The sequence below is a fragment of the Bacillus kalamii genome (assembly GCF_047238185.1).
Taxonomy (GTDB): domain Bacteria; phylum Bacillota; class Bacilli; order Bacillales; family DSM-1321; genus Bacillus_AD.
In genome coordinates, this window is the sequence record NZ_JBDFMI010000006.1 from 46,858 (window position 1) to 59,926 (window position 13,069).

Annotated in this window: 8 protein-coding genes and 1 other annotated feature; of the genes, 1 reads left to right on the plus strand and 7 read right to left on the minus strand. The window is 43.7% G+C overall.

Annotated features, from left to right (window positions below; all coding sequences use genetic code 11):
- Positions 1 to 47: 47 nt before the first annotated feature.
- From uvrA to argS, 7 genes are all read right to left on the minus strand, one after another.
- Positions 48 to 2,915: an excinuclease ABC subunit UvrA gene (gene uvrA, locus ABC357_RS18100; RefSeq protein WP_412889000.1), complete on the minus strand. Its 2,868-nt coding sequence runs from the start codon at positions 2,913 to 2,915 to the stop codon at positions 48 to 50.
- 7 nt (positions 2,916 to 2,922) lie between these two features.
- Positions 2,923 to 4,899, minus strand: coding sequence for an excinuclease ABC subunit UvrB (uvrB, locus tag ABC357_RS18105; RefSeq protein ID WP_412889001.1), 1,977 nt, complete (start codon positions 4,897 to 4,899; stop codon positions 2,923 to 2,925).
- A 173-nt stretch (positions 4,900 to 5,072) separates the two neighbouring features.
- Positions 5,073 to 5,306, minus strand: coding sequence for a CsbA family protein (locus ABC357_RS18110; protein ID WP_412889002.1), 234 nt, complete (start codon positions 5,304 to 5,306; stop codon positions 5,073 to 5,075).
- Positions 5,307 to 5,407: 101 nt separating this feature from the next.
- Positions 5,408 to 6,649 (minus strand): sensor histidine kinase, encoded by a 1,242-nt coding sequence (locus tag ABC357_RS18115; RefSeq protein ID WP_412889003.1) that lies wholly within the window; start codon positions 6,647 to 6,649, stop codon positions 5,408 to 5,410.
- An 11-nt stretch (positions 6,650 to 6,660) separates the two neighbouring features.
- On the minus strand, positions 6,661 to 7,332 hold the full coding sequence (locus ABC357_RS18120; protein WP_412889004.1) for a response regulator transcription factor: 672 nt from the start codon (positions 7,330 to 7,332) through the stop codon (positions 6,661 to 6,663).
- Positions 7,333 to 7,493: 161 nt separating this feature from the next.
- A complete protein-coding gene (locus ABC357_RS18125; protein ID WP_412889005.1) occupies positions 7,494 to 9,626 on the minus strand; it encodes a heavy metal translocating P-type ATPase in 2,133 nt (710 codons plus the stop codon).
- A gap of 350 nt (positions 9,627 to 9,976) precedes the next feature.
- Positions 9,977 to 11,668 (minus strand): arginine--tRNA ligase, encoded by a 1,692-nt coding sequence (argS, locus tag ABC357_RS18130; protein ID WP_412889006.1) that lies wholly within the window; start codon positions 11,666 to 11,668, stop codon positions 9,977 to 9,979.
- Positions 11,669 to 11,756: 88 nt separating this feature from the next.
- Positions 11,757 to 11,977 (minus strand) — a binding site (T-box leader).
- A 281-nt stretch (positions 11,978 to 12,258) separates the two neighbouring features.
- Between argS and ABC357_RS18135 the strand changes: the two genes are divergently transcribed.
- Entirely contained in the window at positions 12,259 to 13,041 is a 783-nt protein-coding gene (locus ABC357_RS18135) for a histidinol-phosphatase HisJ family protein (protein WP_412890068.1), read from the plus strand.
- Positions 13,042 to 13,069 lie beyond the last annotated feature (28 nt).

Sequence of the window (13,069 nt, forward strand, 5' to 3'; positions counted from 1 at the left end):
AAGGCCGCTTCCCAATCATGGTGAAGCGGCCTTTTTGCTTGCCTATATCAAACTTGCGCTTTTTCAAGCACAGCTTCTTTCATTCGCTTACGGTCTCTTTCCAATACAGGCTGCAAGTACTTGCCGGTATATGATTCTTCGACCTGAATAATCTCTTCAGGCGTACCTGTGGCTATGATTGTACCACCCTTGTCTCCGCCTTCCGGCCCAAGGTCAACAATATAGTCTGCAGCTTTAATGACATCAAGGTTATGCTCAATGACCAATACTGTATCTCCATTTTCTACTAGCCGCTGCAATACAACCAGCAAGCGTGAAATATCATCTACATGCAGACCTGTCGTCGGCTCGTCCAAAATATAAAATGAACGCCCTGTTGAGCGGCGGTGCAGTTCAGCCGCAAGCTTGACCCGTTGCGCTTCCCCGCCGGACAAGGTTGTAGCCGGCTGGCCAAGCTTTATATAACCAAGGCCGACATCTTGGATTGTTTGAAGCTTACGGCTGATTTTAGGGATATTTTCAAAAAATACAACTGCATCTTCAACGGTCATATCGAGGATATCCGCTATGCTCTTGCCTTTATATTTGACTTCAAGCGTTTCCCTGTTATACCGTTTGCCATGGCATACTTCACACGGAACATAGACATCCGGCAAGAAGTGCATCTCTATCTTGATAATACCGTCCCCACGGCATGCTTCACAGCGGCCGCCTTTCACGTTAAATGAGAACCGTCCCTTTTTATAGCCGCGGACCTTTGCCTCATTCGTTGAGGCGAATACATCACGAATATCATCAAACACACTGGTGTATGTGGCCGGATTTGACCGAGGTGTTCTGCCAATCGGCGATTGGTCAATATCAATGACCTTATCCAAATGTTCAATCCCTTTTATTTCTTTATGTTCACCCGGTTTGGTTTTCGCTCGGTTCAGCTTTTGCGCAAGGGATTTATGGAGGATTTCATTCACAAGCGTACTTTTCCCTGATCCGGATACTCCAGTAACAGCCGTAAAAGTTCCCAACGGAAATTTGACATTGACGTTTTTAAGATTATTTTCCTTCGCACCCTTAACTTCAATATACCGTCCATCAGGCTTTCTTCTTTCATCAGGAAGCGGGATGAACTTTTTACCGGACAAATATTGGCCCGTTAAAGAATTTGGATCCTTCATGACCTCTTCCGGTGTACCTTCAGAAATGATTTTGCCGCCATGGACACCCGCACCTGGACCGACATCAATCAGATGGTCTGCCGCAAGCATCGTATCTTCATCATGCTCGACAACAATCAACGTGTTGCCGATATCCCGCATATTTTGCAGGGTCTCAATCAAGCGGTCATTATCACGTTGATGCAAGCCGATGGAAGGTTCATCCAAGATATACAGGACGCCTGTCAATCGGGATCCTATTTGGGTGGCGAGACGGATCCGCTGTGCTTCCCCGCCGGACAGCGTGCCGGCTGCACGGTGAAGGGTCAGGTATTCCAGCCCTACATTCGCCAAGAAACCTAATCGTTCCTGGATTTCACGAAGGATCAGCTTTGCGATTTTTTGTTCTTTTTCGGTCAGCTCAAGGTGGCTGAACCATTGATAGGAATCCTCAATGCTTAATGCCGTTACTTTCCCGATGTGCTGTCCGTTAATCAAGACAGCTAGCGCTTCTTTTTTCAGTCGGTATCCCTTACATGTCGGACAAGCATGCTCAGCCATATACTTTTCCATTTGCTCACGGACATAATCAGAAGATGTTTCTTTGAACCGTCGTTCCACATTGTGGATGACGCCTTCGAATTGGATATAATTTTCCCGTACTTGCCCAAAATCATTTTCATAGCGGAAATAGATTTTATCCTTGCCTGACCCATACAGAATCTTATCCAGGTCGTTCTTCGGTAAATCCTTCACTGGTATATCCATATCAATGCCGTAGTGATTCGCCACTGTCTCCAGCAGCGTAGGATAATACTGCGAACTTGTTGGCACCCAAGGAGCTATAGCACCGTCTCTCAAGCTGACATTTTTATCGGGAATGACAAGGTCTACATCCACTTCCATTTTCGAGCCCAAACCATCACAGCTGGGGCAAGCGCCGAATGGGCTATTGAAAGAGAAAAGTCTCGGTTCAAGTTCGTCTATCGAGAAACCGCAGATAGGACAAGCATGATGCTCGCTGAATAAAAGTTCCTCCTGGCCGATTACATCGATAATGACTTTTCCGCCACCAAGCTTCAATGCGCTTTCCAGTGAATCGGACAGACGGGCTTCAATGCCTTCTTTCAATACAATCCGATCGATGATGACTTCAATATCATGTTTTTTATTCTTTTCCAGTTCAAATTCATCGGAGACATCATACATATCTCCGTCCACCCTCACTCGGACATAGCCTTGTTTCTTAATATCCTCGAAGATTTTTGCATGTGTTCCTTTCCGTCCAGATACAACGGGCGCCAATACTTGCATTTTCGTTTTCTCCGGATATTCCATAATCCGGTCCACCATTTGTTCAATGGTTTGCGATGAGATTTCAATGCCGTGCGTCGGGCAGGTTGGACGGCCCACGCGGGCATATAATAAGCGCAGATAATCATAAATCTCCGTTACTGTCCCAACTGTCGAGCGAGGATTCCGGCTCGTTGTCTTCTGATCAATGGAGATTGCCGGTGATAATCCTTCTATCGTATCTACATCAGGCTTATCCATTTGCCCAAGGAATTGTCTTGCATAAGCAGAAAGTGATTCGACATAACGCCGTTGCCCTTCTGCATAAATGGTATCAAACGCCAGGGAGGATTTACCCGATCCGGATAAACCGGTTAAGACAACCAGTTTATCTCTCGGGATAGTGACATCTATATTTTGAAGATTATTGACCCTAGCTCCTTTGATTTCTATACGTTCCATCGCCATTCGTTCGTCACCCTTCCAATTTCAACTCTAGTATGAGATCGCGCAATTCAGCAGCACGCTCGAAGTTCAGCGCCTTGGCAGCTTCCTTCATTTCCAGCTCCATGTCTGCAATTACCTTTTCCCTTTGTTTCTTATCCAGCTTATCCAGCTTCAGATCTACATTGTAGCCTTCCTGCTCCTCTGCAGCATGGGTAGCGCGTATAGTATCCCTGATTTCCTTCTGGATCGTAGTCGGTGTAATATGGTGTTTTTCATTATATTCTTCCTGGATGGCTCGGCGTCTTTTCGTTTCTGTAATAGCCAATTCCATCGAATTTGTTATTTTATCGGCATACATGATGACCCGTCCGTTTGCATTACGGGCCGCGCGTCCAATTGTTTGGATGAGCGACCGCTCTGACCGCAGGAAGCCTTCCTTATCGGCATCCAGTATAGCAATCAATGAAACTTCCGGGATATCCAATCCCTCCCGGAGAAGGTTAATCCCCACAAGGACATCATATTTGCCCATCCGCAGCTCTCTGATAATCTCTATCCGTTCCAGAGTCTTCACCTCGGAATGCAGGTACTGTACCTTAATGCCGATTTCCTTCAGATAATCAGTCAAATCTTCGGACATCTTTTTCGTTAATGTGGTAATCAGTACCCTCTCGTTGCGTTTGACCTGATCCTGTATTTCTCCAATCAAATCATCAATTTGCCCTTTAATCGGACGGACTTCAATTGTAGGGTCCAACAATCCGGTCGGACGGATAATCTGCTCGACCATCTGCGGTGTATGCTCAAGCTCATAAGGGCCCGGTGTCGCCGATACAAAGATGGATTGCCCGACCTTCGCTTTGAACTCTTCAAAGCGAAGTGGACGGTTATCCATTGCGGACGGCAATCGGAAACCATGATCGACCAGCACCTGTTTTCTTGCCTGGTCACCATTGTACATGCCGCGTATTTGCGGCAAAGTAACATGCGATTCATCCACTACCAGAAGAAAATCTTCCGGAAAGTAATCGAGCAATGTATACGGTGTGGAACCAGCCGGACGAAGCGTCAAATGGCGGGAGTAGTTTTCAATTCCTGAACAGAACCCCATCTCTCTCATCATTTCCAAATCGTAGCGGGTTCTTTGCTCCAAGCGCTGCGCTTCAAGCAATTTGCCATTCTCACGGAAGACAGCCAACTGTTCTTCCAATTCCTTTTCAATATTTTCGATGGCTTTCTTCATTTTTTCTTCGCGGGTTACGAAGTGGGATGCCGGAAAAATGGCGATATGGTCACGTTCACCAATGATTTCGCCGGTCAGCGCATCCACTTCTCGAATCCGGTCAATTTCGTCGCCGAAAAATTCAACCCGGATACAATGCTCATCGCGTGAAGCAGGAAAAATCTCCACTACATCTCCGCGTACCCTGAATGTCCCGCGTTTGAAATCTATGTCATTCCGCTCATATTGGATGTCCACAAGCTTGCGGAGCAAAGCGTTGCGCTCTATCTCCATGCCTGTACGGAGCGATAAGACCATTTCCTTGTATTCTTCCGGGGAACCTAAACCGTAAATACAAGAAACACTGGCAATAATAATAACATCGTTTCTTTCAAAAAGAGACGATGTGGCAGAGTGGCGTAATTTATCTATTTCATCATTGATGCTGGCATCCTTCTCAATGAAAGTGTCTGTTTGCGGAACATAGGCTTCCGGTTGGTAATAATCATAATAACTGACGAAATATTCGACAGCATTATTAGGGAAAAATTCCTTGAACTCACTATAAAGCTGGCCTGCCAACGTTTTATTGTGGGCAATCACCAAAGTAGGCTTATTGATTTCCTTAATGACATTGGACACAGTGAACGTTTTCCCTGTTCCTGTCGCCCCAAGCAACGTCTGGTGCTTTTTGCCGTTCTGAATGCCTTCAACTAACGTTTTAATGGCTTGAGGTTGATCTCCCTGAGGGGAATACTTCGATACTAATTCAAATTCTTTCATATTGGATTCCGGCCTCCTACTGTAACAATCTCTTCATCTATTGTGCACGAACTGTGTATTATATAGACATTCTACCACAAACACACAGAATATAACCATCAATAAACGAACGTTCATTCGCATTTGTACAGCCGGCTTTATTGACACGAAACAAAAAGAAGAGAAGCACCCCTTCAGGTGCTTCTGCGTTTCGGTTGTTTCATATATCTTTTAGACAGCCATAACCCAAATGTTATGGAGCAGGCATCTATTATGATAATGGGCCATGTATGCGTATAGCCCGCGTAAGCGGATGCTGAAATTAAGGCAACAGTCAGTGCCAAGCCAACATAAGGATTATATGTGACTTTGGAAAGAATGTAGACTAATAGCGCCGGCAATAGCAAAGCTGAAAAATACCAGCCCATTTCCTCATCTCCTTGCTCATCCCATTAGTAATAATGATCAAGCTACCTCGATTATAACATAAAAAGGGAATTTTTAGCTTCTATTCTCACTCGATTATCCATCATTTAGGGAAAGACACTTTAAAAATAGTCCCTTTTCCTTCTTCACTGTTCACTTTGATTTTTCCGTTATGCTGGTCGACAATCCATTTGCCGATTGACAGGCCTAATCCGGTACCTTCATTCATTGTACGGCTTTTTTCTCCCTGGTAGAACCGGTCAAAAATATATGGAATATCCTCTTTGGCAATGCCGCTTCCATTATCCGCTACTGAGAGATCGATGCTGTTATTTGATTTCTTGCAGAGAACGGTAATCTCTCCGCCTTCATCCGTGAATTTCAAAGCATTATCCAGCAGAATAACAATCAGCTGATGGATTCTTTCTTCATCGCCCTTCATCATAAGTGATTGCTCTCTTGTATTCAACTTTACCGTTTTACCTTGCATTTCAGCCAGCTCGCTGTAATTTTCCAGCACTTCGTTCAAAAGATGAATCGTATCAAATTCTGCCTTATTTATATTCACCCGCTCGGTATCGGCCCTTGCCAGCAGTAGCAAATGGTTCACCAATTTCGTAAGCCGTCTGATTTCTTTTGAAATAATCGATATCTCAAGCGCTTTATCCTCCACAGTGGCGGCTGGTGTACGCAGGAGTAAATCGGCCCTGGACTGGATCACGGCTAAAGGCGTCCGCAATTCATGGGATGCATCCGAAACAAATTGCTGCTGCTTATTCCACGCTTCCTTGATCGGAACAAGAGCCACCCCCGCCAAATAAAATCCCGCCACGATTGCCATGATTCCTCCAATCAATGTCCCAACCGTCAGGACAAGACCTACACGCTGGATCATTTCCTGTTCAGAATTGACGTTGCGCACAAGCTGGACCGTAAAGTCGCCGTATTTAGTCGAAAAGTTCGAAGAAATAGTTCTGAAATAATAACCTTTCGCCGTTTTTTCCTCAATTTTATGCTGCTTGTCCGGTTTGAATTCTTTTTGGTTTTTCGTGAATAATGTATTCTCATCATCAATTTTGATCATTTTGCCGTCTTTATCCCATAGCAGGACAGATACACGCGGATCTTGGATAAAGGTGGGCTTCGTAAGAGTGGCTTCCAGTGGGATATAGCCTTTCTTAACCGTCGTTTCATACTGGCCGATCAACTCTTCCAAATCCTTGTCTAGATCACTGTAAAGCAATACCTGCATATAGGAATAGACTGTCGCCGCAATAGCCCCGATGATCAGGATCAAAATCATAGAGTTCTGAATGGTCAGCCTGATTCTGGTTTTCTGAAACATTCCTTTTTCTCCTATTCCTTTTTGAGCATATAGCCGATGCCCCGGACTGTCTTAATATCTTTATCATAGCCGAACGGCTCGAGCTTCTTGCGTAAATGGTGCGTGAATACCTCGACGACTCCGACTGTCGTATCGGAATCGTAGCCCCATATCCGGTCATAAATCTGTTCCCTTGTTAGGATGGAGCCTACATTTCCGATAAAAAACTCTAACAGCTCATATTGCTTCAATGTCAATTTAATCGGCTGGCCATCGACAAGGATATCATTTTCTTTCCCCAGCAATTCAATTCCCTTGTAGCGGATGGTCTGTTCGTTCGTAAAAGAACCGCTCCGGCGAAGCAATGCGCGAAGGCGCGCTTCTAATTCAGGCGCCTGAAACGGCTTCATTAAATAATCATCACCGCCAAGATCCAGCCCCTTCACTCGATCCTCTAAGGAATCTCTTGCCGTCAGGAACATTGTCGGTGTTTCAATATGCTCCTCACGAAGTTTGCGAAGAATTTCAAAACCATCCATCCCAGGTAGCATGACATCCAAAATGATGGCATCATAAATATTCTGCTGGGCCAAAAAATACCCTTCTTCTCCATTTGATGCTATATCTACAGTAAAATTCTTTTGTAATATATCTCTGATGGAATGCAGCAGAGATATATGGTCTTCTACCACTAATATCCTCATTAGACTAGTCTCCCGCTCATTAGTTTCACTAGAAAGTATACTTCACCTGTATCTTTATGTAAAAAGAATGCATTTATCCCATTGCCATGTTGGCCAATGTACCATACTGTTTATCCTTTCTTATGTACAAAAAGGAAGAGCATAAGCTCCCCCTTTTGCCATTATCCTTTTTTCACTCTGAGCAAACGCAAGGCATTCAATGTCACCATCAATGTGGCGCCGAGATCGGCAAATATAGCGATCCACAATGTGAGCCAGCCCGGTACAACAAGAAGCAGTGCGACAATTTTAATGCCGATTGCAAAGGAAATATTTTGTTTAATGATGCTCATCGCTTTTCGGCTTAAGGAAATCGTATATGGCAATTTTTCGAGATCGTCGCCCATAAGAGCTACATCCGCCGTTTCTAATGCCGTATCAGACCCAACACCGCCCATCGCAATACCTGTCGTTGAGGCAGCAAGTGCCGGTGCATCGTTCACACCGTCTCCGACCATTGCCACATTGCCGTATTGCTCGCGCAGCATTTTGATTTTTTCCAGCTTCTCTTCTGGAAGCAAGCCTGCCGCCACTTCAGATACGCCAACCTTTTTTCCGATTTCCCGTGCTGCAGCATCGGAATCGCCTGTCAGCATAATACTCTTCGAAACACCAAGTGATTTAAGTTTTTCAATGACTTTCCGTGAGCTGGAGCGAACTTCATCGGCTACTGCGACAATAGCAAGGATCTCGGTAGCACTGCCTGCGAGCATCGCTGTTTTCCCTTGGCTTTGCAGCTGCTCAATAAGCTTCGGCAACTCGGACTGGGACTCCAGAAGCCCTTTTTCACTGAATAGCGCTGGATTGCCGATATAATACATCTCTCCATTAATTTCCCCTTGGATGCCTTTTCCGACAATCGAAGAGAAATCCTCGATTCTATAGGATGAATAGTCCATTCCCTCCTGATTGGCTTTCTTTATAAAAGCGGACGCCAATGGATGCTGCGAATAATTTTCCAGCGCCGTCATCTTTGCGAACAAGTCTTTCTCAGTCTCCCGGAAAAGCTTGTAATCGGTGATGGCAGGAATACCCTTTGTCAGCGTACCCGTTTTATCGAAAGCGATTGCTTTTACTTTTCCGGCATTTTCAAGGTGTATGCCTCCCTTAATCAAAATGCCTTGCTTCGCTGCATTCCCTATCGCAGTGACAATGGCTACCGGTGTTGAAATAACCAATGCGCACGGGCATCCGACGACAAGCACTGCAAGCCCCTGGTACACCCATTCACTCCAGCTGGCCCCTCCGACCAAAGGAGGAAGAACAGCTACAAGAACCGCCACAAGAATAATGGCCGGTGTGTAATATTTGGCAAACACATCGACAAATGCCTGTGATGGCGCCCTTTCAGCTTGCGCTTCTTCTACAAGGTGAATCATCTTTGCAATCGTTGTATCGTCGACCAGCTTTGTCACTCTCACTTCCAATAAACCCTCGCCATTTAACGTTCCGGCGAATACTTCATCATCCAACTGCTTATCGACCGGCAGTGATTCCCCTGTAATGGCTGCTTGATTGACACTGGAGTGGCCTTTGACAATCTGGCCATCCATAGCTATTTTTTGTCCCGGTTTAACAATCATGATGTCATTCAAGAGGATATCATCGACCGAGATGGTTTCCTCAGCCCCATTTCGGCGGACGACGGCTGTTTTTGGCGAAATATCCATCAACGATGTAATGCTTCTGCGGGCTTTATCCATCGAGTAGCCCTCCAGAGCCTCGCTTATAGCAAAGAGAATGATAACAACTGCCCCCTCGCTCCATTCCCCTATGATGGCTGCACCGATAATCGCAATCGTCATCAATGTTTTCATATCAAATTGCAGGTGGATTAAATTTTTGAACCCGATTTTGAATAGTGAAAATCCGCCTATAACAATACAGGCGATGAAAGCAGCAATCGTAAAGGCATTTCCTTCTCCGGCTGTATACTGGAGAGCATAGCCGATCACCAGGAAGCAAAAAGCGATAATCGTTACACGATGCTCCTCCCAAAGTGTTTTCTTGCGCATTTCCACCTTTGATTTTTCCGGCATAATTTGAAGCTTTTCAAAGGCTCCCGCTTTTTCGAGTTCCTTCATGTCTACATGCCCGACAACAGTCAACTTTGATGCCCCAAAATTCACTTTAGCTTCTTCCACTCCATTTAGCTGCTGTACATTTTGCTCAAAACGCTTTGCACATCCTGCACAAGAAAATCCCTGGACCCGAAAAACTTGATTTTCCTTTTCACGGCCTGTTGCTTCACTCATCATCATTCACCTTACTTTCATTTCATGTGGAAATCAGTACAATTCCCTTTTCCTCTTCACTTCCGCCATCTCGTTATATGCATTTGGATCCTTATACTTAGTATGAACATGTTTCCGCAAGAGTTGCACACCCTCTAGCGATCCTCTTATTTATATGCATATCTGTTAATTCATGCATATATATACTTCTATCGTATTCAATTTTTATGCCTCCCGCAACCGTTTTAAGAAAATTTACACGTTTTATCCAACATATATATGAACAATCCAAATGGTTCCTATTTTACAAATCAGGGAAAACGCTAAAAAGCCCCCCTACATTGCGCAAGGGGGACTTTTCTAATTTTTAATTACATTTCTTTAGGGGCTTCAAGGCCGACAAGACGCAAGCTTTCAGCAAGAACAACCGTCACAGCGTTCACCAATGCAAGGCGGGATGCTTTCGTATCGTTATCCTCAAGGATGCGTACTTCTCCGTAATATTTATTGAAGCTTTGAGCCAAGTCGATTGCATACTTTCCAATTAAGGAAGGATCGTATTTATCCATGGCGCGTCTTACGATTTCAGGGAATTCCTGCAGCATTTTCACTACTTCCCATGCACTGTCGCCTTCAAGCGATACAGACACATTTTTATCGAATTCATAATTGCCTTTACGCAATAGTGAGCAGGCACGTGCGTGCGTATATTGAACATAAGGACCTGTTTCTCCTTCAAAACGAAGCATATCTTCCATAGAGAATTCAATATCATTCATACGATAATTTTTCAAATCGTGGAAGATAACAGCGCCGACACCTACTTGTTTAGCTACTTCTTCTTTGTTAGGCAATTCCGGATTGCGCTCATTGATGATGGACAATGCCATATCGATCGTTTCTTCCAATACTTTTTCAAGAAGGATGATTTTCCCTTTACGGGTGGACATTTTCTTGCCATCCTTCAGCATCATGCCGAACGGGATATGTGAAATATCATCAGCCCATTTATAGCCCATCTTGCTTAAAACAGCTTTTAGCTGTTTAAAGTGCAAGGATTGCTCGTTGCCGACTACGTATAATGATTTCACGAAGTTATAATGTTCTTTACGGTATTTAGCGGCAGCCAGGTCACGAGTTGCATAGAGAGTCGCGCCATCGGATTTACGGATTAAGCAAGGAGGCAATTCCTCTTCATCCAGTTTCACGACATAAGCGGAATCAGATAGAGTCAACAACCCTTGTTTATCCATTATATCAATCACTGCGCCCATTTTATCATTGTAGAATGCTTCCCCTGCATAAGAGTCAAAAGACACATTAAGCAATTCGTAGATTTCTTCAAATTCCTTCAAAGATTCTTCACGGAACCAAGTCCACAGCTCAGTGGCTTCTTCGTCTCCATCTTCTAATGCTTTGAACCAACGGCGCCCTTCATCTTCTAATTCAGGTTTCGCTTCGGCCTCTTCATGGAAACGCACATACAGTTCCAACAATTCTTTAATTGGATTTGCCTTTACTTTTTCTTCAGATCCCCACAGCTTATAAGCAGTGATCAATTTTCCGAACTGTGTTCCCCAATCTCCAAGATGGTTGATTTTAACTGGCTTATAGCCATTCTTATCACTGATCAATGCAAGAGCATTCCCGATCACCGTTGAACGCAGATGTCCCATTGAGAATGGTTTAGCGATATTCGGCGATGACATATCGATTGTAACGACTCCTTCATGGCCATCGTTGTTGCTGCCATATTGGCTGCCCTTAGACAATACGTCCTGTACCACTTCCTTGGATACAGTCTCCTTATTTAGGAATACATTTAAATATCCACCTGCTACTTCCACTTTTTCAAATAAAGGAGAGTCTAGTTTTTCACTGATGTCTTGTGCAATTTTTTGCGGTGCTGCCTTGCGGATTTTTGCAAGGGAAAAGCAAGGGAAGGAAAGATCTCCCTGTGTACTATATTTTGGCTTTTCAATAAGTGAAGTGATTTTTTCTAGTTCCAACTCTTCATGCAGGACAGTATGCAGCTGCTGCGCAAATTCATTAACATATTTCATTGACTTTACCTCCAACATATTTTTTTATATTTAGGTACTTTCTTACTATCGATATATTCAAAATAAAAAAACCCCCGTCTCTATTAAGATAAGAGACGAGAGTTATGTATTCCCGCGGTACCACTCTAATTGTCCGAATCGTTCCGGACCAGCTCTGTTTGTTAACGAGGTCTTTTCCCCGAGGTTCCCTACTGCTTTCAGGAATCTTTCTCAAAAGTGCGTTTCACTGCCGAACTACCTTCAGGCTTCCACCATCCCTGAATCGCTTCTGTCATCCGGTACAGTTACTCTCTTTCTCACAGAATCATTCTATTTTGTACTTAATTGTACTGCAAATCCAGTCGACAATCAAACATTTTTTCAAAAAAGTAATTATTTCGATAATATATAATTCTTACATTAAGTATGTCCTATTAGAAGTACACACTTCAAATAGTAGCCATTATTGTACCATTTTATGCAATTTAACTAAATCTGTATGTACCATTACATAAATTAGTAACATATTAATAACTATTTTGCGATTATTTTAGTTTATAATGTAATAGATTAAATCAGGTAATTATACGGAGGCGTTTCATTTGTATTACATGGACTATCATCATCACTCAAATCATTCCTTTGACAGCAAAGCAGAAATGAAGGATATTTGCGCTGCAGCTATAGAAAAAGGGATTCAAGAATTATGTTTTACGGAACACTTCTCCGTTAATCCTCTTACTCCCACTTATGGGCATATGAATTTTGAATCATATTTTCAAGATTTACAGAACTGCCGTGAACTCTTTGGGGAACAACTCACCATCAAAACAGGTATCGAACTATGTGAACCCCACCTTATGAAGCAGGAATATGACCAAGCTCTCCAATCACTGTCTTTCGACTTTATCATGGGTTCTATCCATAATATCCAACAGAAAAAATTAAGCGCCATCATCAATGAATACGGTGATAAAGCCAATGATCTGTACTTTGAAGAAGTATATAAACTTGTCAGTACAGCAGATATCGACGTACTTGCCCATATCGACCTCATCAAGAGATATACATATCGTGACAAAGGGACTGTGTATTCATTTGAACAATATAAAGGGATCATTGAGAAAATTTTACGGAAGGCGATTGAAAGAGGGATTGGAATAGAAATAAACACATCCGGTCTCCGTACCTCTCTGAATGCAGCAATGCCCAGCAAAGAAATCGTACAGCTGTACAAGGAACTGGGAGGCAAAATCCTGACCATTGGGTCCGATTCCCACAGTTCAAAGGATGTCGGCGGCAAAGTGCTGGATGGATACGAAATCGCGAAGGAATGCGGATTTACGGAATTGACTGTCTTTACGGGACGCAAGCCCGAGCAGATCCATCTGTAATCCAAAAGAGCTGCCCATATGCTTGGGC